Genomic DNA, 24,592 nt, shown 5'->3' with positions numbered 1-24,592 from the left:
GAATGAATATGAGACTAAAATTAAAACATATATATGTCGGCGCATTGATCGGTATGGGCGGATTGGCGATGACATCCTGTAACGACTTTCTGGAACGTGCTCCGATCAGCCAGATAACCCCGGAATCTTATTTCACAACAGTGGATCAGGTGGGTAATTACGTGCTTAACTATTACGATTCCCAGCTCGAAAATTCCAACGGAACCAAGATGTTTCATCAAACGGCCTGGAATTCCGGCGTGCAACGTAATGATGCCAATACCGATAACCTGCTGACGGACGAAGGCAACCTTAATTATTTTGCCGGAAACTGGCAGGTGTCGGCCGGTAAGACCACACAAGGCTTGTTATCCCGTGTCCGTGTATGGAATTATCTGTTTGAAGAGATACTTCCTAAAGAAGAGGCCGGAACGATCCAGGGGGCGAGCGATCTGCTTAGCCATTATATCGGGGAGGCCTATTTTTTCCGTGCATTGAGTTATTACGTAGCCCTTGTGAAATACGGTGATTTCCCGATCGTGGAAGAAGTGCTGCCCGACCAGAGCGACGTGCTTGTCGAACACAGCAAACGAGCACCCCGCAATGAAGTGGCCCGTTTTATCCTGAAAGACCTCGATGAAGCGATCTCCCGTCTTAAAGATCATGGATTTCAGATGAACCAGCGTATCAATAAACAAACGGCGCTGCTGCTGAAATCGAGAGTAGCCCTCTTTGAAGCTACTTTCGAAAAATACCACCAGGGTACGGGCCGTGTACCGGGCGATGCGAACTGGCCGGGAGCTAAGATGGACTATAACAGCGGTAAATCGTTCGATATACCCGGCGAAATAGACTTTTTCCTTACTCAGGCTATGGATGCTGCGTCAGCAGTAGCCGATCAGGCCACGCTGACGGATAATTCCCATGTGATGAACCCCGTTTACGGACAAGTATACGGCTGGAATCCTTATTTCGAAATGTTCAGTACGCCGGATGCGTCAGGGATTAACGAGGTGTTGCTATGGAAGCAGTATAATAAGGGGTTGAGCATTTCCCATTGTGTACCTATCCGTTTGCAGGTAGGCGACCGCACCGGAATGACCCGTGCACTGGTTAATACTTTCCTGATGAAGAACGGGCTGCCCATTTATGCCGCCGGTTCGGGTTATCATGGAGATGTAACCGTATCGCAGGAGAAAAAAGACCGCGACGAACGCCTGCAACTGTTTGTCTGGGGAGAAGAAGACGTACAGCGCAGTGATACGAAAGACCCTACAATAGCCGATACCGGTGTCGTAGTGCATATGGAAAATTTCCGTATCATTTCAGATGCCGAACAAAACCGGGATATCACCGGATACCGTCCGCGCAAAGCTTACACATACGATTACGACCAGAACAGGAATGACGAATTGTTGGGAAGTAACGGTTGTGTTATTTTCAGGGCTACGGAAGCCTATCTGAACTATATGGAAGCATGCTATGAGAAAAACGGTTCGCTCGACGGCAAAGCGCAAGGGTATTGGAAAGCTATCCGCCGTCGTGCCGGTGTTGACGAAGATTTCTCAAAAACCATCAGTGCAACCAATCTGGGCAATGAAAATGACTTGGCTGTTTATTCCGGCGATCAGTTGGTGGATCCGACACTTTATAATATCCGTCGCGAACGTCGTTGCGAATTTAATGGCGAAGGCATGCGTTGGGACGACCTGATCCGGTGGCGTGCTTGGGATCAGTTGCTTACGAAGCCTTATATCATTGAAGGCGTGAACTTCTGGGATGCCGCTTACCTGAAATATACAAAAACTGTAGACGGTGTGGAAGTTTCGGCAGTAGTTGCCGACGGCACGACTGAGGCAAATGTTTCGCGGAAAGAAGATAGTAAATATTTGCGTCCGCTACGCAGAACCAGTATCAACAACCAGCTTTACGATGGGCTGACCTGGCGAAAGGCATTTTACCTCAGTCCGATCGGTTTGCAGGATATGCAGCTTGCCGTCACCAATCCGGAAGATATAAACACCACGGTAATGTATCAGAATCCGTATTGGCCGATGGCGCCTGGTAAAGCACTGGAATAATACTGAATATTTAAAGAGTACATACAGTTAACTGAATTGATGGTTAACAGGGTAGGGGAAGAGAGTTCGGGAGAATATTCTTCCCCTTTTTGATGAATCTCTATTTATTTCGACTTGCCTATGACTTTTGACGTGTTGAGTATCTTAACTATCTAAAGTTTTTCTGTTTTTTTTCTTCATTTATTCATATTGGAGTTACTGTGTTGATGATTAATGGTTTGTAGATGAATATAATGAAGGATATCATCCTGTAGCATCTATATAATTCAAATTTTCCATGTAATAAATGAATAAAGGGAAACTTTCTGTATACCAACAAAAGAGTAAGTCGTGTGTTGTAAGCATTTATCTTATTATTCTTTAGTTGAAAAGTCATGTCCAATTTCTTGTTTGTCATCTGTCGGATGCTTGTTCGACAGATATCAGATAAGCGTCCGACAGGTATCGAACAAGCGTTTGACGAATGACGGACAAGAACGGATACAGCACTTTGGGTCTAAAAGTATATCAGTCCCACCCTACCTATACACTAATAAAGAGATAAGATATACCTTTGGATTTGCCGGTATCCAATGGTTGTTCATGATGAAGTGATAGGGGAGAAATAGAGATGTTTACATCAATTCAATTACAAATTATATTGGATCCTTCATTGTATTCATTTTGTATTCTTTGATTTATAAACTCTATATGCTATAGATGAAGGAATGAATACAGAAAACGGAAAAACTTTTATTGAAGAGAGTCTGCAATCGGTTTTGTTTTATTTACTGGTATTAATGCACCTCTTATCGTCTTTCAAGAGGAGAAACAGGTACAACTAGTCATATTCATAGATGGTTCACTTCTTATCAAAAATGAGTGTTTGTTTATAGCAACTGGTTGTAACTGGCTCCCCTCTCGAGAGGGGGAAGGGGGTGTGTCATATTCCCGCCTATACAACCATCCTAATCAGAGTCACTAGACTATTACATGTTCATTTGCCGTCTGCTTCAGCTGACGGTTTACAAGTTGTTTCTCTCTTTTGGCTTCAGCCACATGTCTCTTAGATAGAAAACTGTAAGAAATGGGACTAAAGTCCAATGAGATAGATCCTTTACTAATCCGTCAGCTGAAGCAGACGGCAAATAAACCTGTAACAAGGCTTGTTTTATTGACTGGCTTTAACACACCCCCTACCCCCTCTCGAGAGGGGAGCCAGTTACAACCAGTCACTTAAATAGATAGCTTAAATATTTCTATATTGACTCAATCATCCCAAATTATTCAATATATCCGTTTTACCTTCCTGTACCAGGCGGTAGATCATTTCACCGAATAGAGTATTTACCCAGGCGAACCAGGAACGGGTGAACTTCTTTGGATCGTCTTTGTGGAATGATTCGTGCATGAAACCGGTGTCGCCGTCCGTATCACGGAGCATTTTTACACAGTGGCGTATTTCTTCGGTATCGTTAGTCGTGTTGCATCGCATGATGATACTCATCGGCCAGATAAAGTCGAAACCGATGTGCGGACCGCCGATACCTTCGCCTGCCTTGCCTTTATAGAAGTAGGGGTTCAGCGGGCTCAGAACCAGTTTGCGGGTATTCTGGTAGACCGGATCGTTCACATCGACACATCCCAGGTAAGGCATAGCCAGCAAACTGGGGACATTGGCGTCGTCCATGAAAACGTGGTTATAGAAACCGTCTGCTTCGAAGGCATATACCTTTCCGAATTCGGGGTGTTCTACAATACCGTATTTCTCGATGGCGGCAGCTACTTCGTCGGCCAATGAGTCGCACTGGCGGGCAAAGTCGTTATCTTTTTTGATGTCGCGCATCATCTCTGCCAACTGGCGGAGTGAAGTGACGGCAAACATATTCGACGGGATCAGGAAACCGAACAAAGTCGCATCATCAGACGGGCGGAAAGAAGAAACGATCAATCCGACAGGGTTTACCGGACTACCGTAACCGTCGTTCAGCAAGGTGTCTCCCTGGCGGTCTGTCTTACGGGAGAAGCGATACGGGCCGAGGCTGTCTTTGCGCTGCTGCTCGATAAATGTTTTATAAACCGATTTCATCGCTTTCTCCCATTCGGCATCGAAAGGAGAGGTGTCGCCGGTCTTTTTCCAGAAGTGGTAAGCCAGGCGGATGGGGTAACAGAGCGAGTCGATCTCCCATTTGCGTTCGTGAAGTTCCGGTTTCATTTCCGTACGATCGCTTTCCCATTCACTGCCTGTCGGGCCTTCGTTGAAACCGTTGGCGTACGGGTCGATGTTGATACACCAGGTCTGGCGGTTGATAACACCTGCCAGCATTGTCTTTACTTTCGGGTCTTCATTTGCAAAAATGATATGCGGAAAAACCTGTGCGGATGAGTCACGGAGCCACATCGCGTGGATATCACCTGTAAGGACGAATGTGTCAGGCTTGCCGTTTACCATTTTATGCTCACAGGTTGTGTCGAGTGTGTTTGGAAAACAGTTCTCAAACATCCAGGCCAGTTTCGGATCTTTCAGTTTGGCTTTTGTCGTCTGGATTGCCTTTTCGACGGCGGCAGAAGTAAACTGGCGTTTCTCCGGTGCCGGACGTTGGCAAGTGTACTGTAATGTGTTAGAAACGAGAGGTGCGCCCGGTGTAGCCGATTCTGCCAAATGAGCAAATGATTTTTGCCCGACCAACAGACCTGCCAGAGACAAACCTCCGGATTTTAGAAAGTTTCTACGTGTAGTCATGGGTTTATATATTTTATTTATTGAATGTTACTTGTTTCAGCAAAAAGCTCAATCATACAGGCATTGTCCAGCAGCCACTTGAACTTTTTGTTATCGGTCCCAGCCCAGTCATTCCCCAGGAATCGGTTCTCGTCACGGGTATATTCCCAGGCGTAATGGGCATTGTCCACCATTGTTCTGACATATGTATAATCGTTGTCTACCTCCGCCAAAGCAAGGAGACCGCGTAATAAAATGACATTGAACCATGGATTTGTGGGGTAAAAGTAAGCATCTTTTCCGTTAATCCCTGTACGTTTCCCTAAAAAATGCTTGTAAGCGCCTTTTGCAGTGTTCTTTGCGTCTGCCAGATAGATTTTGTCCGAGGTCGTCTGGTAAAGGAGTACGCCTGCCTGGATCATTTGTCCGCTGTTGTAGGTGAATTTGGCTTTACCGATTGTTTGATCGAGTCCGATGTTATCCCAATATACCGAATCGGCAGGGTCGCACAGGTTCTTCTTTGTCCAGTTATACGTTTCTATGGCCTGGTCGAGGTACTTTTGTTCTTTCGTCAGGTTATACAGTTTCATGCACAAAACGGTTGCCGGAGCATTGGAGCAGGTGTTTTTAGAAGTCTTTTTCTGTTCGCACCAATAGATGCCGCCTCCCAGCGCATCGTCCCATCCGCTGTATATATACTCGTGCAACTCTTTTGCTTTCAGGAGATATTGTTGGTCTTTGGTGAGGGCATACAAATCGCAGAAGTCGATGGTCAGCCAGTCATTATCATCGTAAAAGCGGTCGCTTTCACCATTGAATCTCGGATAGCTTTGATAACAGTGCGGAGTACGTGTATTATCCCAATACAGATCCAGTCCCGGGATAATACGTTTTTCCAGTATTTCCAGGTATTTCTTTTCTCCGGTAACGTCATAGAGGGAGATACATCCCGACAGCATACCGGAGTAAGGCCATAGGAAAGAGACTTCCTGGTTCTTTTTCTGTTCACTCCCTTCGGCAAGGTAAGTGACTTGATTTTCCGGGTTTACCGGATAGGTCTCGGAAAGAAGACCGTACTTTTCGACGTTATACTTTGTCAGAATGTTGGTTAATAAGGAATCAGCGATAGCTACATTTCTGTTTTCACCGGGAAGATGTTGTCCGGTGCACGCACAAAAACACAATACGAGCAGGCAACAATTAAGAATTGATTTAGTATTCATGGTCTACAATAATTGAATTAAGAATAAAAGATGCAAATATAATATTTTTCTTTAGTTATTGAATTATAAAAGAGGCAGACAAAACTAGAAATTGTTTTGAATTTATTGTTTGGTTCCAATATAGAAATAATTGAACTATCTGTTTAGTGACTGGTTGTAACTGGCTCCCCTCTTGAGAGGGGGTAGGGGGTGTGTTAAAGCCAGTTAATAAAACAAGCCTTGTTACAGGTTTATTTGCCGTCTGCTTCAGCTGACGGATTAGTAAAGGGTCTATTCCATTGGACTTTAGTCCCATTTCTTACAGTTTTCTATCTAGGAGAAATGTGGCTGAAGCCAAAAGAGAGAAACAACTTGTAAACCGTCAGCTGAAGCAAACGGCAAATGAACCTGTAATAGTCAAGTGACTCTGATTATGGTGGTTGTATGGCGGGGATATGACACACCCCCTGCCCCCTCTCCAGAGGGGAGCCAGGTACAACCAGTTGCTATAAACAAACATTCAAATTTGATAATAAATAAATCAAATAATAAATTCAATGCAGTTTCTAATCCGACCGGGGAATAGATCAGTGGCGTATTATATCTAATGACGTTAAGATGTTGATACCATATTTGTTGTCGGGCGAACTCCACCATTCCGTATCTCCGTTGGCACAACGGATGGCATAGCGGTTGTTATATTTCAACCGTTCGGAGCCATCAGGGATCCATAGACCTAGCCGGTATTTTCCTGTTTCCAGGTGTTCCGGAATAATAAATTGTCCTTTGATGGCATGAAGCAAAGGTTTACACTCCGGATCTTTGGGCTGGTATGGTTGGAAGTCGTGAACGTTCGTCTCCGTCAGAAATTCCGTGATCCGGTCCTGTTCATCGATCAGTACAAAATAAACGGGATGCTCATTGAATAAGGTGGAAAAGCCTCTGTTAATCAGGGAGAGGTCCAGTGAGATTTCTTTTCCGGCTGTCGGGATGCCGTTTATTTTGAGTTGTTGCAGTTCCAGTCGATAACCCAGATGATCTCGGATATAATCGAACACATTTCTTACGGCAGGACTTCCGTCCTGATTCTTAAAATAATTACCGGAGACAGGCATATGGTTTTCCGACAGGAATGATTCTTCCAGTGGAGTTTCTTTCCAGTACATCATTGAGTATTTGTCTTTAGTTCCTTTCTCCTTGTAATTATGGATAGCACTGAGCGAGGTGTAATGTTGCAGGAAAAGTTGCCTGGCGGTCGCTTTACCGTCGATAACCCATCCGGCTTCCGGGTTGTCGGGGTCTTCGTTCATGCTCCAGGTACCCCAGGGGAGCTCTCCGTCTACAACTAAATAAGGACTTTCTTCAACGATCTGGTTGAAGTAGGGAGTCCCTTCGTGCATGCCTCCGTCCCATTGATGAGGTTTTATTACGATAAAATCATCGTGGAAAGAGATTCGGTTGTATGATTGGTCTTCCTTGTTGATCAGGTTTTTATATTCGGGAACTCTTACCTGTACCATTCTGTTCTCCGGAGTCATCCAGACTATCTTTTCCAGGATGGTACGTTTGCTGTCGTTCGTTTTTTCCAGTCCGTGGAATGAACTGTGCCATTCGCCCCATGCGCCGATGAATCCGGCTTGAACAACTTGGATGACATCTGTGTTTTGTGCAAGGAATGGTTTCAGTTGTTCCATATGGCGGAGCACATCTTCCAGGGTAGGACCAGTTCCTGCCCTTCCCATAAAGGCGGTTTCATAAGCGAACCGCAACACAGCCTTTTTACCAGATTCCCTTAGTTTGTTGAAATAGGTGTCCATTGTGGCAAAAGCATCCTCCGACAGTTCCTTCCCGGCAAATCCGGTGAGATAAAAATAACTTTGGACCAAGCTGATACTGTCTGATGCATACATAGCGGATTCTGATTCTAAATGACTGGTTATATCAGGGAATTGTTTAGGATTCCAGACATCTTTCCGACCGGCAATATCGACTGCTATTTCTAACCGTAAACCTCTTTCCGGATTGTACAGACCTTCCTGTCCGGCAGGGTCGTCGGCATAGATGCCGCGGAAGGTGATTGTCTTTGCTTTTTCGTTGCCTTTATCCGGATTATTTCCGTGTATACTATTAGTAATGGAAAAGAATAACCCTGACAGGATAAGAATAAGGTATTTTTTTTGTTTCATGAGATATGATTTAAGAGAGAATAAGCCCTATACTAATAATATAACTAGTATAAGGCCTATCTGTTTTTATAATTAATCAGTTTTTACCATAAAGGATTCTGAACCAGAAGCCGACTTTTTTGTATTTCATCCTGTGGAATCGGATAAAGGTACATGGCACGTCTCCAGGCACGGTTTTCAAGAACAATGCGGTTGAAGAACGAATTGTTGGCTCCGATCGGTTGATCTTTGTATCCGTTCATATTCATCGAATAGAGAACGCTTTGATCTGCCTCTTCGCCTTCTCCGCAAATCATCCAGCGCCGGATATCGAAGTAGTGTTGTCCTTCCATAAACAGTTCCACAGTACGTTCGCGCTGAATCATTTTCCGTTGCAGTTCCTGATTGCCAATAATATTCTTTTTACCGGAAGCGGCAAGTTCTTTATAACCCGGAATGCCGGCACGTTGTCTTACCAAGTCCAGATATTTAATGATATTGGGATCGTTCGGATCGACTTCGTTACAAACTTCTGCATAGTACAGATAGAAATCTGCCAGACGGAAAAGGATAGAAGGACGTGCCCAGGCTCTTAAATAGTTTCCGGTAAACAGGATTTTACGGTTTTTGAATTTAGTAGGCAGATAGCCGGTACGAGGGTTATCGGCAGACGAGTTGTCGCTACCTTCCCCTTTGGCAAATCCGATTGTGTAATCGGGTCTTCCCACCGGCTGAATATGCCAGCTTTTGCCTTCATATCCTACGCCTGCATAGAAACGAGGTTCGCGGTTGGCATACATATTGAATACATTTGTATCTACCCGCTTGTTTTCGTTACATGGGTTGACAACATCGGTAAAACCATCTTCTTTATACATGCTACCCGGATCATCGATTGTTAACCCGTCTTTAACGAAGAAGGCATCCACTAAATTCTGAGAAACACCAAGATATCCCCACCCTGTGTAGCAGTCTCTGGGGTTGGTGTTCTGTTCCATAGTTGAACCGTTCCAAAGGTTGTCTCCGGTAGCCCACAATATTTCGTCATTGTAGTTCTGGAATAACTGATAAACAGATTCATCCGGATTGATGGTTCCATCTGTATTATATACGGTAAACAAGGTGTGTTTGTTTTGTTCCGCATTATTCAATAGATCTTCCAGACGGCTTTTAGCAGTAACCCATTTGTTGGCATCGTAGGAAGAAAATATTTTTTTACCATCGGTATTGGCAATATCCAGTGTCTCTTTGTAACCGCCATTGAATAGGGGAGAAGCTGCATATACCCAAAGTTTAGCTCTTAATGCTTTAGCAACGGTCATTGTCGGACGGACAATCTCGTTCAAATTGTACCGGTCGTTTCCGGTAGCTGACTGATTTTGGATAATCGTTTCGGGCAGATCACCGGATTCAATGACTTCTTTCAATAAGTTATCGATGTATTCAACAGTTTCATCCACGGAAGATCTGGCATAATCCAAGCCTTTGTCTTCCGGATCGGCTAATTCATCCAGGATAGGAACCGGGCCATACATTTCAAAGAGTGAAAAATAACTGTAAGCAATAAGGTATTTAGCCTCTGCTTTCATTCTCTTTACGTCTGCTTCAGTTAATTGAAATTGGTCGTTGATACCTCCTTTAGGATTTACTCTATCCAGGAAAATCTTAGCATCACGAATATACTGATATAACGGTGTCCAACGTTGGTATGGAGCATTGGCTGATGTAAAACCGGATATCATTTCACCCCAACCGGCAGCACTGATGGTTGTTTCTCCACACATGGATACCCAAACTCCGGAAAAGGCTCCGGCTCCGGGATAATTGTTGGTTTTATTTCTACCGATACTGGAATATTCTGAAATACAGTTGAACAGATTACCATGCCAACGACGCATGTAGTTGGGGTTATCAAAAACTTCATCTAAAGTCAGGTTTTCTGCCACTTCATCCGATACATCCAGATAATCACTACATCCTGTGAGGGCAAGAGTTAAAAAGCATGCAGAAGCTATTGATGTTATTTTATTTAAGAATTTCATATTTGTTGTTTTTAAAATGTGACTTCTAATCCAAGAGAATATGTGCTGCAGATAGGATATTTGGCACCTGAATTTGCACTACCTAATTCCGGATCCCAGTATTTGATGTGATCCCAGACTGCAACGTTATTTCCTTGCAAATAAACTCTCAAATTTTTCATACGGAGTTGCTTGAGTATTTTGTCATTGAACTGATAACCGATTTCGATGTTCTTCAGTCGAAGGAATCCAGCATTGCGATACCACCAGGTACTATTTTCCATATTATGGCTAAATGAATTGGTATGTAGACGCGGGAAAGTAACATCCTGGTTATTCGGGTTACCGGGCAGCCAGCGGTCTGTAATTTCTGTACGGGCCGAACCGTTGTCGATACCTTTCGTGAATGGGATCATTGCATAATTGTTTGCCAACATATTGGCCGACGTATGTGCTGTTCCCTGGAAGAAGACGCCGACAAAGAAACCTTTCCATTCTGCGTTTATCCCGAATCCATAGACGATTTCCGGTGTTGCCTGATAGAATTTGTGATCGTAAGTACGGTCATAAGAGTCGATGACACCATCGTTGTTCAAGTCTTTGTATTTGATATCACCGGGTGCTACATTGGCGGCAGGTACAGCTATACCGTCTTTCAACTTATAAGTCTGGGCTCCGTATTCGTTTGTTGTGATATTAAAATCATCCGGTGTATAAAGACCTTCTGCGATATACAGTAATGGTTTGTCGATGGAGTTTCCTGTATATGTCTGATAATCGTATTTCTGAGGAATCTCATCGCGTTCAAGGATCTTATTTTTTGCATAAGTCAAGTTGCCTCGAGCGGAGAGATCTACATTCCCTACTTTCTGTTTTAGTACAAGATTGGCATCAACTCCCTGGTTTCTAACGACACCGAAATTCTGGTACGGTTTTACTCGGAGACCGGAAACGTTTGAAACAGTTTGTCTTTGCAACAAGATATCGCTACGGCGGTTATAAAAATAATCGGCACTGAAGTCGACACGTCCTCTGAATAATCCTAAGTCGAGACCTAGATTCAGTTTTTTTTCAATTTCCCATGACAGGTTAGGCATGGCAAAACTACCTTCTGCAATACCGTTGCCCGGAGAGTTACCTGTACCGCCATTAGCTCCTGGCGTTAATCCGAAGCTATAACTGCCAAGACCAGTATTGATACTTTCTCTATAAGGGAAACGTGTATCTTCCCCAATGTTATCATTACCGGTTATACCATAAGAAGCTCTCAGCTTCAGTTTACTGATATAATCTTCTACTCCTCTCATGAACTTTTCATGGCTGACGAACCAGGCTGCACCTACGGCTGGGAAAATACCCCATCTGTGGCCTTGTGCAAAGTTTTCACTACCGGTCATACCCATACTGGCTTCCAGCATGTACCGGTCGTTGTATCCATAAGTTGCACGGGCAACAACGCTCTGTTTGCGGTAGGGTAAAAGTTGTAAACCCTCTTTGTTTTGATATTGCGTTTCTTTTTGCATATACAATATCATACCGGTTACATCATGCATCTTGTTGAAAGAACGCTGATAATCTAATGATGCTTCCATGTAGATCTTTTTCGTACCATCAGTCGAGGATTTGTAAGGATTGCTCAAGGCAGAACTTTCTTTGATCGTTTTTTTATTGAGTGTCCCGTCTTCATTTCGACCTAATGTAAAAAACGTTTGCGGGGTTTTTGATCTCTTCATGGTTGAAGAGAAGTCGGCATCAAAACTGACAGAACCTTTCACTGATAATCCTTCTGTGATGAATTTAAGATCTTGCTTTAATGTGACTTTTGTTTGTAAGAAAGCACTCCATGTTTTGCTGTATCCGCTATTATTCAACATGTTGTATGGCTGATATTCAACACCGTATCCGGGAGCTCCATGGTCCGAGGCAGTATCGTCGGAATAGTACATCGGAATAACATGTACAGGGAAGTGGCTGATATAATTGAAGATTTCATCCGAAGTATATCCCGGTTGATTTTTCTTCAAGTACTGTCCACTCATATCGATAGATAGTTGAGTCGTTTTTGTCAGGTCCATATCCACGTTGGAACGCAAGTTGAAACGTTGTAATCCGATATTGGCATTGTAATCCTCTTTAGGAGTAGAATCGAAGATACCGTCTTCTGAATAGTAAGCTCCGGAAGCAAAAAAGCGTACTTTCTCGGAACCTCCTCTGAAGTTTACCGTATATCTCTGACTTTGTGTATGATCCTGAAGTAAATCATACCAGTTTACAGAAGGATATAAATCCCTGTCTATACCGGTTCTGTATTTTTCAAGTGTTTCGTCGGTAAATTGAGGATTGAAATACTCTTTGTTCGGATTACCCTGGTCATTCCATAATGCTTCATTATATAATGACAGATAATCATAAGAATTTAATGTTTCAGGCATGCGTGTCGGACTGACAATACTGTATTGTGCACTGAAGTTGACAGATGTCTTTTGGGCTTTACCGCGTTTGGAAGTAATCAATACAACACCATTCGCACCTTCTGCACCATAAACGGCAGTAGCGGCAGCATCCTTTAAAACGGTGAAACTCTCGATTTCGTCTACGTCGATATCGTCCATGCTTCTGGGAACACCGTCTACTAATACTAAAGCAGAGGTACCGCCGGCATATGAACTCTGTCCGCGAATATAGAATGCAGCTGCATCGTTACCCGGCTCACCGCTTCTTTGTACGGCAATTACACCGGCAATTTGTCCGGCCAACGTGTTGCGCAGGTTACGTTGTTTTACATTTAACTCAGCCGGTCCGATCGTGTTCAATGAAGAAACTACGCTCTCTTTTTTCTGTTGGCCGTAACCGATTACAACCACGTCTTCCAGACCTACGGAGGCTTCCATCATGCGAATGTTGATGTTAGCTTCGCCTTTGTAGGTTTTTTCTTCCGTATTAAATCCGATATATCAGTCGTAACACCGTGGGTGGTACCTTTGATAGTAACTGTTGCACCGATAACCGGATTACCATCAGCATCAGTCAATAAACCGGTAACGGTTTTTTTTGCTGGTTGGTACTTAGTACTCCGGTGTTTTCTTTTGTCTGTGATTTTTTGACAATGATCTGTCGACCTTTTATAGAATAGGTGTCGTTTGTTCCGGCAAAGATTTCATGAAGAATTGTCTGAACCGGTTGATCGTTCAGGTCTATGGATACTTTTCTGTCCAGATCGATTTTGGTACCCTGGTAGATAAAAATGAATTCACTGTTCTTTTCGATATAGGAAAATACATCCCGTACCGTTTTGTTGTTCATTTTTACAGTTAAATAAACTTGTGCCGAATAATTTTCGGTTAAATTTGCTGCTGTTTCTGCTGCAGTGCATAATAAACAGCCACTTAAACAAATACTTTTTAGATAATTAAATCTTTTAGATTTGATACTCTTTTGTTTTTTCATACATTTGTGTGTATTTTTTAGTAACGAACTAGATTAATACTTTCCTGAGCCAGGCAATATGACGGTATTGTCTGGCTTTTTCAGTATCATATACTTTTCTCTCTTGAGGGGGGAGATGTGGAATTTCCCTTTTCATTTCGTGTGTTTATTTCATAAGCAAATATATTTTAGGTTAAACAATCATTTATTGAAAGATCCGGATACTCCCGTCCGGCTCGGTTTTATATTTAATATCCAGTAACTCTGTAAGAATATCTAAAGAGTTATTTATGCCACTCTTTAAATCCAGTTTTCCTGAAACCGGATATGAGGCTATGGATGGTTCGCATTCGATATGAACACCATAATAGCGTGATAAACGTGTGAATACATCTCCGGCGCGATGCTCTGCAAACAGCATGATATAATCTTTCCATGAAATGTATTCATTTACGTCCACGATGCTAACTGTTGATTCTCCGTGGGCAATAGCGATTTTCTCATTGGGTCTGATCGTGGTTTTCTGAATGTTGTTATCCACTTCCACTTTACCTTCTACCAGTACGACGGATGCTATAGCGTCGTCTTTGTAGGCGGACACATTAAACGTTGTTCCCAATACTTTTACATCGAAATCCTTCGTCTTAACAAAGAAAGGACGTTTAGGGTCTTTAGCGACCTCCAGGTAAACCTCTCCTTCTACAAGAATTTCTCTTTTGTCTTTATCAAAGTCGGAAGGATAAATAACATGACTTCCGGAATTGATATACATAGATGTTCCGTCTGAAAAGGTTATGGTGGCCCTTTTCCCTTTCGGGACAATAATGTGGTTTAGTTTTTCTTTGTGACGGACAGGATTTTCTTTAGCAACATCTTCTTTGTTTACCTGTAGTGTACCATTTTTTTTGTATTCCAGAGAAGCTTCGTTGGAGAGTTTCATCCGGTCGTTTTGGGTGATCAGGGTGATCTCTTTATCTTGATGAGGTATACTATCGTTCAGTAAAGATGTTGCCAGCATATCCCAGTCGTAGGAGTTTGGCGAATATAGAAAGTTGATTGATAAGGCTGCTATCAATAACGATGCGGCAACAGAAGCAGCGTAAAGCCATAGTTTTCTTCGTTTGTGTTGTATCTGATAGCTGTTTTTCAGATCATCCAGAGATTGTTCGATTCTTTGCAGGTCAATCTTTTCGGTTTCCTGTATATGATCGATCAATGCCTGTCCGGCCTTTTTGAAAGAAGTTTTCCGTATGTTTTTTTCTGCTTTGTTCATCCTTTTTTCGTTGTCTCTCTATTATAAATACGGCGAAATAGGGAAAAGGTACTTGTAAGAAACCGAAAAAAGTTATTTTTTATTCAGGAAAAACATTTTACGTAATTGTACGAGTGACTGGGATAGTCTGTTTTTGCTAGATTGATAGTTGATATTCAATATGTCAGCAATTTCTTTGTGAGAGATACCTTTGATATAAAAAAGATATAATATTTCTTTTTGTTTGGCAGAAAGTTCCTGATAAGCCAACGACAGATTGCTTATATCTTCTTTAAGGGCAGATTCTTCTTCTGTTGTAGTGTGATATACTTCCGGTATTTCGTCAATGAAGATGAAATCATTGTGTTTTTCTTCTTTTTCAAGACTGTCCAGCAGATTGTTGCGGAAGGCTTTAAGTAAATATCCTTTTACAGAGGGTGTGTCTGATAAGTTTCGTGATTTAGACATTAGTTTTATAAACAAATTCTGAATACAGTCTTGTACCAGATCCTGATTGGCAGAAAGTCTGCATCCGTAATTCAAAAGTAATGGATAGTATCGTCTGTATATCTGTTCAAGGGCTTCTTTGTCCCCTTTCAGATAAAGTGACCATAGTATTTCGTCAGACAATTTTTCCATTAATGGGTGTTTGAATTGTATAAAACTATATGGATAAAATTAAAAAATATTCTCGTATCTCGTCTGCAAATGTATGATATTTTTGTGGATAGGGTAATATTATTTCATTGTTTTCAAAAGAAAGAGGTTGATCAAAAATATCAGGCGGGATATCTTTGATCAACCTCTTTTGTCGTATTTGGTTTTAGCTATCGGTTAAAATTCAGCCGGTAGCAAAGGCCAGTTCGTGTCTTTTGTATGGACTTGCTCCATTAATGTTTTCAACTCGGCAAACTTTTCAGGATTGCGGTCGATCATGTTGTGTACTTCCGAAGGGTCGGCAGCGATATTATACAACTCATATTTCGGTGATTTCTGGATATCCAATAGGATCAGTTTCCAGTTTCCCCGGATGATGGCCTGGCGTCCGTTCATTTCGTGGAATTCAAAGTAGAAGTAATCGTGTTGCTTCTGCCCTTTTTCTCCTTTTAATGTAGGCAGGATACTGATACCGTCGCATTCCGGAGTTTTCTTAGTATGGATGACTTCGGCAAAAGTAGGCATCATATCCCAGAAAGCACAAGGCTGGTGGGAGATCGTTCCTTCTTCTATTTGTCCGGGCCATGCAGCGATCATCGGTACACGGATGCCTCCTTCATATAAATCCCGTTTGATGCCGCGGTAGATGCCATTGCTGTTAAAGAATTCAGGGTCGGCTCCTCCTTCACGGTGCGGTCCGTTATCGCTGGTGAAGATGATGAGTGTATTATCATATAACCCCAGTTCCTTCAGTTTGGTAACGATCTGCCCTACATATACATCGTAGCGGTAAACCATTGCTGCGAATGTGGCATGCGGGTATACCTGGGAACAATAGCCACCTTTGCGGAACATAGGCCCTGAATCGGTACCGTGATGAGGCTGTTCCGGATACATTCCTCTGAATTTCTGTATAATACTGTCTTCCGGTACCAATAATTCGGCATGGGGTAAGACATAAGGGATGAAGAGGAAGAAAGGCTCTTCTTTATTATCCTCTATGAATTTCAGGGCATGTTTGTGGATCTCGTCCTGGGAATAAGTACCATAGGCTCCGTTTGCATTTTCAGGATAATCAATTCGTTTATCGTTATCCCACATATGGTCGGGATAATAGTTGTGTGCAAGAAGCTGGCTGTTGTATCCGAAGAACGTATCGACGAATTGCTTGTTCGGATCACCGGTGCTGCCAACTTCTCCCAGTCCCCATTTCCCGAAAGCTCCGGTTTTGTAACCGGCCTCTTTGAATATTTTGAAGATGGTGTTGGTGCCGGTAGGAAGGGCTACTTCATAATCAGGGTTTACGCTGGAGTTGCCGCGGATGCAGGTGTTTCCGGTATGCATTCCGGTTACCAGGCTGCAACGGGAAGGGGCGCTGACGGTCGTTCCTGAATAACATTGGGTGAAACGTATGCCCCGCTGTGCCAGTTCGTCTATATTAGGTGTCTGGAATTTTTCCTGTCCGTAACAACTCAGGTCGCCGTAACCAAGGTCATCAGCCAGGATGAATACGACATTTGTTTTCTCTTTGGCTGAAAGGGATATTGCACTGCTCCCGGCGGTGAGCAGGTAGATACTGTAAAGTGAAATATTTCTTTTCATGGAATTAAGTGGGAATTTAAAAGGCTGTTTCAAAACGAAGGTTTCAAAAACAGCCTTTTATAATTAATAATGGAATTGTTTATTCAGCATTGGAACGCGGATAACCTTCATTCTGATCCATATTCTGGTTCAGCAACAACTCATTGCTGGGTAGTGGGAACAGATAATGGCGGTCTACCCATCCTACAGGTTTGCTGAAGAATACGATACGACCTTCGTCGCCATTGCGGTCAAGTTTCAGTTTGAAGTTTGACGGATTGGCAGAATCACCCATGTGACGTTCGTCTTCCAGGTCTGATTTCTTCAGATAAACGCCGAATTGCTGTTTATTCATATATTCTGCCTTTTTCCAACGGCGCAGGTCATCGTAACGGTATCCTTCGAACATCAGTTCGACACGGCGTTCACGACGGATTTCCCACAGAACCGGATCGACCGACTGGTCTCTTTTCGGATCGAAAGAAGCATTGATCTCGCTTACTTTCATATCCGCCACATGAGCACGTTTACGTAAAACGTTGATGGTGGCATCTGCAATTCCCTGGTTGAACTGTCCTAACTCCCAGGCAACTTCTGCATGGTTAACCATCACCTCTCCCATGCGGAACAACGGGAAGTCGGTAGAGTTCACGCTACCCGCGGAGTTTACCGGAGTAACCGTATTATAATATTTCCATACATAGTAACCGCCATAAGAAGTCATGAATCCCTGTCCCATATTATAAGAGTTTTCACGGAAATGGGGAACTTCGCGTAATATCTGGCCAGCCCACTGTAATGCCGGAAGCGTTTTAGTAGAACCGCCTGTGTTCGAGATTTGTGCCATCAGGTCTATAAATTCTTTATCCCGGGGATCATCTGTATTGGTAACTTTCGACATATCCATATTCGTTGCCGTCGGGCTGTTTACCTTATACGGAGGACATACATTGAAATATAAACGATAATCCCTGTTGCGGAATTCTGTGTAAACATCTGCATCACCGGTTTCTTTGTTTCCTCCGAACATTTCGCTGGTATAAATAGGTTTACCATCCTGGCAAAGATAAGCGGCGACACCGTCCGAGCTGATTTCCGAATAATGGGAAGATGTTCTCACGTAGCGTGTCATATTGTGTCCTTTTCCGTCTGACAGGAAATTCTTGTAAAGCAATATACCTGTCATTCCCTGTAATTCTTCAGAATTGAACAGTTCGTCATAATGATTATGTACGGTCGGATGAGCATTGATCAACTCTGTCGAAGCCTTGTAACTTGCCTGTAAATAGGTCATGCCGTCAGAAATGTTGTGGTATTTCTGCCAGGTTCCTTCGAACAAACCGAAACGGGAGATCAGGGCACAAACGACTTCGCGGTTGATTGTGTTTTCACCGTCACCGTCGGGATTTATATTTTCCTTAGCGTATTCCAGCATTTCCAATACTTTGGCTGCCAGTTCCGTACGGGGAGTCCTTTTGGCATATAATACTTCCGTATCTGTATCTTTCAAGGCATTTTCTACCCATATGGCACTTCCGTAGTAAGCGATCAGTCGGTAATATTCGTTTGCTTTGAAGAAATAACCGAGACTGCGCCAGTGGGCTTTCTCCGTTTCGTTCATCTGGGAATTATCCAGATTGTCCAGCATGATGTTGATGGCACGGATACGTTCGTAAGGTTTACTGTAAGCGTCGTCCGTACTGGGAACAGTTACTTTTTCAGGCCATACCCATTGGTTCTCACTTCCCGGATTTCCATAGAAACCATTATCCGAATAGCTGTCGAAGATATATTTTTCGTTAGGACCGCCTTTTATTGCTGTCGGACCGGCATAAGCAGTCAGATACGTATAAAACTTCCAGGAGTATGTCTTGAAATTGTCGTAGCTTACGAATACTGTTTCTTCCGTCTGCTTGTCGAGCGGAAGTCTTTCCAGGTAGTCGTTGTTCAGGCATGACTGGAAAAGAGTGGTACCTATTGCCAGGAAACTTATTAATAACTTTTTCATATATAGTGAATCTCCTTTACTTTAGAATGTAACATTAATACCAAAAGAAAATTGTCTCATCAACGGGTAGGACCAGCCGGATGCTTTAGAGTCGCCTTCGATATTGGCGTTTACTTTGTTGCTGCCCGGTGTCATACTGTATGAATCGGGATAGTATCCTTCCGGCAGGTGATGCCATGTGAAAAGGTTTTCACCGCTGAAGAATATTCTCAGCTTCTGAAGGTATAGCTTATTGCAAAGATCTGCCGGCAGATTGTAACCTATGGTCAGGTTCTTTAAGCGGACATACGAACCGTCTTCCAGATATTTAGTCTGGCGTTTGCTGTTGTAACTGTTGTTGCCGCCTTCTCCGTATACTCTCGGATAATATGCGTTGGTGTTTTCTTCTGTCCAGTAATCTGTCTGATAGTCAAATACGGAGGTGACGAACTGTCCGTTGGGTGCCCATAAGTCTCCAACCCATAAGTCACGTTTGCCTACTCCGGTGAAGAATAAAGACAGGTCGAAGTCTTTGTAAGAGATACCGGCATTGATACCATACTGGAAGCGAGGAGTGCTGTTTCCGATTTTGCGCAGGTCGCCCGGGTTATTTTCCGAGTTGTCACCGTCGCTGATTTTGCCATCGCCGTCGAAGTCTTTGTAAAGAATGTCGCCCGGTTTTACATTATCCCTGTTCTGTCCCAGGAAAACGGGAACGTCGTCTTTCAGTTTTCCGTCAACGAAATCATTTTCCGTATAGAAACGGTCGGTTGTATAACCCCATATTTCACCGAATTCCATGCCTTCGCGATAATACATTTTTTCGATGTTATTGTCCGAGGCATCCTTATAAGTCAACAGGTTGTCGTCATTGCTGTATTTGGTGATCTTTGAACGGGAATCATACAGGTTCAAACCGATGTTGTAACGGATATATTTTCCGATCTTGTCGTTCCATGTGATTGCCAATTCCCAACCTTTACTACGCATATCGGCAGCATTCACTTTTGGGGCTGAAGCTCCCAGTACGCCTGGCAGCGGTTTGGCTGCGGTAAGCATATCTTTCGTATCACGCTGGTACCAATCGAAAACAATGCCCAGGCGGTTGAGCAGATTCAGGTCGACGCCAATGTCCAATGTGTTAACTGTTTCCCAGGTAAATGAAGAACTAACCAGTCCCGGAACACCTAAGGTCGTTACATATTTGTCTGTTCCCGGTAAGATCCAGTTGTAGTCATTCTTAGCATCGATAGTCGGTAGGTAAGCGTAATAATCTACATTCTGATTACCGATGCTACCCCATGATGCTCTTAGTTTCAGATTGTTCATCCAATCTTTTGTATCTTCCATGAAAGATTCTTCCGAAATACGCCATCCGGCAGAGAAAGAAGGGAAGAAACCGAAGCGGTCGTTTTTCGGGAAGCGGGATGAACCGTCGTAACGTCCGTTTGCCTCCACCAGGTATCTGCCTTTGTAAGAGTAGTTCACACGATAGAATAAACTTCTGAGGGCATATTCTTTAAAGCTGTCTTCTGAGGTGATCGTTCCGGTTGACTGCGAGATAGAAGGCAATCCCTGGTTGATCGGGTCTTCACGGGTCGCTTTCAGTGATTCGTAGTACCAGTTTTCCTGGTTGTAACCACCCATTACGGAGAAAGAATGATCGTCGATATCTTTTGAATAAGTCGCAAAGATGTTGATAGCATTGGTGGTTTCAAAGAACTGTTTCATCTGGTACTTTGAATTTGTATATGTATCTTTCTTTTCTCCTGTTACCGGGGCGATGTATTTATAGATTTCATTGAATTGCTTTTCTGATCCCCAGTTACGGTTGAAGCTGTATTCGCCGATGATATCCAGTCCTTCAAGCGGTTTAACCATTACACGGCCCAGGATACGGGTGTTGTTTGCCCGGTTGATCTTGGGAGAAGCCAGTCTCAGCAGATTGGATGGTGTTCCGTAAGGAAGTAATTCGTCGTCATCTTCGGTTGCATAGCCGTATCCCAGCGGACACATACTCGGCATGCTGCTGGCAAACGACCAGATAGCGTTTTCTCCATGTTCAGAAGTACCGGATTGTGCTGTCGATGTCTTGGAGTCCGTATAACGGAAATCAGCCTGCAATGTCAGCCATTTGTTTGCATCCATACTAACGAAAGCAGATGCGTTATAACGTTTATATGAGTCTTTGTCTGTAACCAGTATACCGTCTTCATCCACCATACCGAATGATACGCGGTAAGTCGCTTTACTGCTACCGCCTGTTACAGAGACATTGTGCTGTTGCTGGAAACCGAAGTTATCCACCATATCGTCAATCACATCTGTTTCAGCCAGGTTGTAACGTACGCCGTCTGCATAAACATAACCGTCCTTGTGTTGTCCGTTCCTGTATTCATTCAGGTATCCCAACCATTGTTCGGTGTCCTGTCCCCCGTAGTAACGTTTCAGTCCCATATTGGCATACGTTTGTACGGTCGTGTACGGGTCAACTTTATTAGGCATGGTAGCAGGGGTGGAAAAGGAGAAGTTATTATTATAACTTACACGCATCGGCGTATCTTTTTTTCCTTGTTTGGTGGTAATCAGGATTACACCGAATGCAGCACGGGCTCCGTAGATAGCAGAAGCAGCAGCATCTTTCAGGGTGGTTACGCTTTCGATATCATTCGGGTCCAGCAAGTCGATGTCCATCGGAACGTTATCGACCAATACCAGCGGTGCGCCGTTTGTATCGTCGTTGATACTGGTTGCACCACGTACGTTCATATTGATAGTCGTACCGGGTTTACCGTTGTTGCGGCTTACCTGCAAACCTGGGATTGCTCCTTCCAGTGCCTGTGCCGTGTTGCCGACGGGGCGGTTACCCACTACGTCTTCCATTTTAACGGTTGTGATCGCGCCGGTCAGGTTTACCTTTTTCTGGGCACCGTAACCTACCACCACCACTTCGTCCAATGCCTGGCTGTCTTCTTCCAGGATTACGTTGAGGGTCGATTCGTTACCTACTTTAATTTCTTTCGTATTGTAACCGATAAAAGAAACCTGAAGGATAGCTCCGGGTTGTACGGTCAGTGAAAATTGGCCGTTCACATCGGTGATCGTTCCGTTGGTAGTCCCTTTTTCGACAATGTTGGCACCAATAACTTCCAGTCCGCTTTTATCTTTGATAACTCCGGTTACAGTCTTTCCTGTCTGTTGGGATTGAGCGGTCGAATTTATTTCGGAAGTGTTTTTTTTCATAGAAAGCACAATGTGCTTACCTTCCATTTCGTAGGTAATGTTTGTGCCGTTGAAGAGTTCCGACAATACTTTGTCAACTGTCTTTTCTTTCGCTTTAACAGAAGCCGTACGGCTGACATTTACATTATTCTTGTTGTAAATGAACAAATAATCGGTCTGTGATTCGATTGAATTTAAAATTTTACTGACTGCCACGTTATTCTCGTTCAGAGTTACCCTGGCGTTCTGAGAACTTACATTTCCTGCAATACCAGTGAATGCGCAACTCAGCAGAAGGAATGTTGATAATTTCATAATCCGTCCCAAATGGTTTGATTTATACTTTTTAGGTACAAAAAGGGTTTGACAAAGAAAATTTATCATAACTTTGTGTGGATTTAAATGTTAATAATGAGATAATTAATCGATGTTGTCTCTGATTAGCTTTCGGCCGGGGGATGTGGGGACATCTTCCGGCTTTGCTTTTTTTTCTTATGGGTCTCTGTTCATGGTGTATTGATTTTAAGATGTAACATATTTATATGATTGTAATTGTATTCAAGTCATCGTCTCTTATATATTTGAATGAGACGTCTTTCTGAAGAACTCTCAATGCATATTCTATACCGTCGGTTTGCCTGAACTTTCCGGTGCAGCGGTATTTCGATACGCTGTTATTTTTTATGAAGATGTCGATGCCGTAATAAACAGAGAATTTTTTCATCAGACTGTCGAATGGTTCGTCATCCAGGCAGATCAATCCTTCTCTCCAGCGCAGATGTTCCATATTATTGATCGTATCTTTTCGCAACGTACCGTTTATTTCTGTTACTTTCTCATGGGGAGTGAGTGAAACATGCTCAGTATTGTTGGATGAGAAAACTTCGACTGCACCTTCCAGCAGGGAGGTTTCGAATGCACTCAGTTTATTCTGATAGGCGGAGATATTGAAAGTTGTTCCTAATACTTTGATATCATACTTGTGTGTTTTTACGATAAAGGGTGCCTTTTCATTTTTCGTTACCTCAAAATAGCCTTCACCATCCAGTATGACTTCGCGCTTCTTTTTCCCGAATGAAGTGGGATAGGTTAGTTTTGATTTGGAGTTGAGCCAGACCCGTGTGCCGTCTTCAAGCACCAACTCTACACGCTGGCCGGCGGGAACCATAACGGCTTGTAATCCCCCGGCTTCTTTATTGCCGGAGATAATCCAGATCCAGGAGAGAGCAAACAGTAGAGCGACAGAAGCGGCGATGCTCGCTACTTTCCAAAGAATAAATGATTTATTCTGAACTGAGAATGCTGTCGCGTTCTCAGTAGGCTTTGTATAATGTATTAATAGCGCATTCCAGATTTTGCGCTCTTCCAGATACTCCCGGTAATTGTCACCGGAAGCTTCCGCCCAATCCATGATCAGTTTTTCTTCCTGGGGGGAAGTTTCGCCTCTGAAATATTTATGTAGTAATTCTTTTTCCATTCTTTCGTATTGATTCAGGTTCCCGTTCAGGGTCCTTTCATACTAATAACACCCCATTCCCGGATTACCCTAACGAAAAAAGAAAAAAAATTACATCTTTTCAGATCTGCGCTGATCACAGATCGGCGAAAGCATGCAAAATATATGTGTGTTTAACTTGGGAATCAATGTCTTATTTGAAATAACTATGTTCCTTGACTACGGCTCCTTTGTCATCGAAATAAACTTTCATTTCTTTTCCTTCGCGTGTCACCAGGATAACTTTGTATTTAACATAAGTGCTGTTATTCGACACGTAAACGGATTTTATCAGACAATCTTGATAGACATTGTTTACACCCTCCTGAAGTATCTGGGGGATATTCGTAACGTCTATTTCATAAAACTTATCCTGTTTTTCTACCTGTGTTTTGTTGTCCGGTGCGTTTTGTGCCTGAAGCTGTGACGTAAAAGCGGTGCACATGGCAATCGCTGTCATTAAAATAATCTTTTTCATACTTTCTTTTTTGCCTTAAAACTAAAAACCTAAATTTACCTATTGCCCCATATTCTTCAATTTCCGTGCCAAAAAGATGATATGAACTATTCTTTCAGGTAACATGTTCTAAATGGGCAGGTTAATTTTTTATTGATTAACCGGGGTAAAAAGAAGTAAATCCGTCAGGTGGGGAATTTCTCCATACTTGTGTGGATTTTTCTACAAGAAGAAGTACCTTCTGCAGGGCGACCGCACCAAAATTCCTCTAAAAAGTTTATCATTGCAAAATGAATACCTCTAATTATTTTTCAGAAGTGACAGATCCTCGTGTAACAGGTCGCTGTCTACATTTGTTGTCAGATA

The 24,592-nt window shown here is 43.0% G+C and carries 14 protein-coding genes; 1 reads left to right on the top strand and 13 read right to left on the bottom strand.

The window, feature by feature from the left end; all coding sequences use genetic code 11:
* The first annotated feature begins 8 nt into the window (after positions 1-8).
* Positions 9-2,060: a RagB/SusD family nutrient uptake outer membrane protein gene (locus NBH15_RS16040; RefSeq protein WP_250823048.1), complete on the top strand. Its 2,052-nt coding sequence runs from the start codon at positions 9-11 to the stop codon at positions 2,058-2,060.
* A 1,252-nt stretch (positions 2,061-3,312) separates the two neighbouring features.
* Here NBH15_RS16040 and NBH15_RS16035 read toward each other — a convergent pair.
* The 13 genes from NBH15_RS16035 to NBH15_RS15975 form a co-directional block, all read right to left on the bottom strand.
* Positions 3,313-4,782 (bottom strand): glycoside hydrolase family 125 protein, encoded by a 1,470-nt coding sequence (locus NBH15_RS16035; RefSeq protein WP_128133137.1) that lies wholly within the window; start codon positions 4,780-4,782, stop codon positions 3,313-3,315.
* A gap of 17 nt (positions 4,783-4,799) precedes the next feature.
* Entirely contained in the window at positions 4,800-5,984 is a 1,185-nt protein-coding gene (locus NBH15_RS16030; protein WP_250823047.1) for a glycoside hydrolase family 76 protein, read from the bottom strand.
* A 566-nt stretch (positions 5,985-6,550) separates the two neighbouring features.
* Positions 6,551-8,149, bottom strand: a complete 1,599-nt coding sequence (locus NBH15_RS16025; protein ID WP_250823046.1) for a DUF4874 domain-containing protein — start codon at positions 8,147-8,149, stop codon at positions 6,551-6,553.
* A gap of 83 nt (positions 8,150-8,232) precedes the next feature.
* Positions 8,233-10,170, bottom strand: a complete 1,938-nt coding sequence (locus tag NBH15_RS16020; protein WP_250823045.1) for a RagB/SusD family nutrient uptake outer membrane protein — start codon at positions 10,168-10,170, stop codon at positions 8,233-8,235.
* An 11-nt stretch (positions 10,171-10,181) separates the two neighbouring features.
* Positions 10,182-13,043, bottom strand: a complete 2,862-nt coding sequence (locus tag NBH15_RS16015; RefSeq protein ID WP_250823044.1) for a SusC/RagA family TonB-linked outer membrane protein — start codon at positions 13,041-13,043, stop codon at positions 10,182-10,184.
* Positions 13,044-13,176: 133 nt separating this feature from the next.
* Entirely contained in the window at positions 13,177-13,596 is a 420-nt protein-coding gene (locus tag NBH15_RS16010; RefSeq protein ID WP_250823043.1) for an STN domain-containing protein, read from the bottom strand.
* 184 nt (positions 13,597-13,780) lie between these two features.
* On the bottom strand, positions 13,781-14,848 hold the full coding sequence (locus NBH15_RS16005; RefSeq protein ID WP_250823042.1) for a FecR family protein: 1,068 nt from the start codon (positions 14,846-14,848) through the stop codon (positions 13,781-13,783).
* A gap of 72 nt (positions 14,849-14,920) precedes the next feature.
* A complete protein-coding gene (locus NBH15_RS16000; RefSeq protein WP_128133132.1) occupies positions 14,921-15,466 on the bottom strand; it encodes an RNA polymerase sigma factor in 546 nt (181 codons plus the stop codon).
* A gap of 195 nt (positions 15,467-15,661) precedes the next feature.
* A complete protein-coding gene (locus NBH15_RS15995; protein ID WP_250823041.1) occupies positions 15,662-17,086 on the bottom strand; it encodes an arylsulfatase in 1,425 nt (474 codons plus the stop codon).
* Positions 17,087-17,165: 79 nt separating this feature from the next.
* Positions 17,166-19,073, bottom strand: coding sequence for a RagB/SusD family nutrient uptake outer membrane protein (locus NBH15_RS15990; RefSeq protein ID WP_128133130.1), 1,908 nt, complete (start codon positions 19,071-19,073; stop codon positions 17,166-17,168).
* Between the two features lie 21 nt (positions 19,074-19,094).
* Positions 19,095-22,589: a TonB-dependent receptor gene (locus NBH15_RS15985; protein WP_250823040.1), complete on the bottom strand. Its 3,495-nt coding sequence runs from the start codon at positions 22,587-22,589 to the stop codon at positions 19,095-19,097.
* 223 nt (positions 22,590-22,812) lie between these two features.
* Positions 22,813-23,751 carry a FecR family protein gene (locus NBH15_RS15980; RefSeq protein ID WP_250823039.1) on the bottom strand — a complete coding sequence of 313 codons (939 nt, stop codon included), beginning with the start codon at positions 23,749-23,751 and terminating at the stop codon, positions 22,813-22,815.
* Positions 23,752-23,923: 172 nt separating this feature from the next.
* Positions 23,924-24,247, bottom strand: a complete 324-nt coding sequence (locus NBH15_RS15975) for a hypothetical protein (RefSeq protein WP_128133127.1) — start codon at positions 24,245-24,247, stop codon at positions 23,924-23,926.
* Positions 24,248-24,592: the final 345 nt, after the last annotated feature.

This window comes from Parabacteroides caeci (assembly GCF_023656795.1).
GTDB lineage: Bacteria > Bacteroidota > Bacteroidia > Bacteroidales > Tannerellaceae > Parabacteroides > Parabacteroides segnis.
The sequence above is the reverse complement of the archived record's forward strand: the minus strand, read 5'-3'. Positions and strand labels throughout refer to the sequence as shown.

What these genes read in the sequence shown, in the direction of transcription:
- NBH15_RS16015 (WP_250823044.1), bottom strand. Translation starts at nt 13,043, where the DNA reads ATGATGGAAGCCTCCGTAGGTCTGGAAGACGTGGTTGTAATCGGTTAC.
- NBH15_RS16020 (WP_250823045.1), bottom strand. Translation starts at nt 10,170, where the DNA reads ATGAAATTCTTAAATAAAATAACATCAATAGCTTCTGCATGCTTTTTA.
- NBH15_RS16035 (WP_128133137.1), bottom strand. Translation starts at nt 4,782, where the DNA reads ATGACTACACGTAGAAACTTTCTAAAATCCGGAGGTTTGTCTCTGGCA.
- NBH15_RS15985 (WP_250823040.1), bottom strand. Translation starts at nt 22,589, where the DNA reads ATGAAATTATCAACATTCCTTCTGCTGAGTTGCGCATTCACTGGTATT.
- NBH15_RS16040 (WP_250823048.1), top strand. Translation starts at nt 9, where the DNA reads ATGAGACTAAAATTAAAACATATATATGTCGGCGCATTGATCGGTATG.
- NBH15_RS16005 (WP_250823042.1), bottom strand. Translation starts at nt 14,848, where the DNA reads ATGAACAAAGCAGAAAAAAACATACGGAAAACTTCTTTCAAAAAGGCC.
- NBH15_RS15975 (WP_128133127.1), bottom strand. Translation starts at nt 24,247, where the DNA reads ATGAAAAAGATTATTTTAATGACAGCGATTGCCATGTGCACCGCTTTT.
- NBH15_RS15995 (WP_250823041.1), bottom strand. Translation starts at nt 17,086, where the DNA reads ATGAAAAGAAATATTTCACTTTACAGTATCTACCTGCTCACCGCCGGG.
- NBH15_RS15990 (WP_128133130.1), bottom strand. Translation starts at nt 19,073, where the DNA reads ATGAAAAAGTTATTAATAAGTTTCCTGGCAATAGGTACCACTCTTTTC.
- NBH15_RS16030 (WP_250823047.1), bottom strand. Translation starts at nt 5,984, where the DNA reads ATGAATACTAAATCAATTCTTAATTGTTGCCTGCTCGTATTGTGTTTT.
- NBH15_RS16000 (WP_128133132.1), bottom strand. Translation starts at nt 15,466, where the DNA reads ATGGAAAAATTGTCTGACGAAATACTATGGTCACTTTATCTGAAAGGG.
- NBH15_RS16010 (WP_250823043.1), bottom strand. Translation starts at nt 13,596, where the DNA reads ATGAAAAAACAAAAGAGTATCAAATCTAAAAGATTTAATTATCTAAAA.
- NBH15_RS16025 (WP_250823046.1), bottom strand. Translation starts at nt 8,149, where the DNA reads ATGAAACAAAAAAAATACCTTATTCTTATCCTGTCAGGGTTATTCTTT.
- NBH15_RS15980 (WP_250823039.1), bottom strand. Translation starts at nt 23,751, where the DNA reads ATGGAAAAAGAATTACTACATAAATATTTCAGAGGCGAAACTTCCCCC.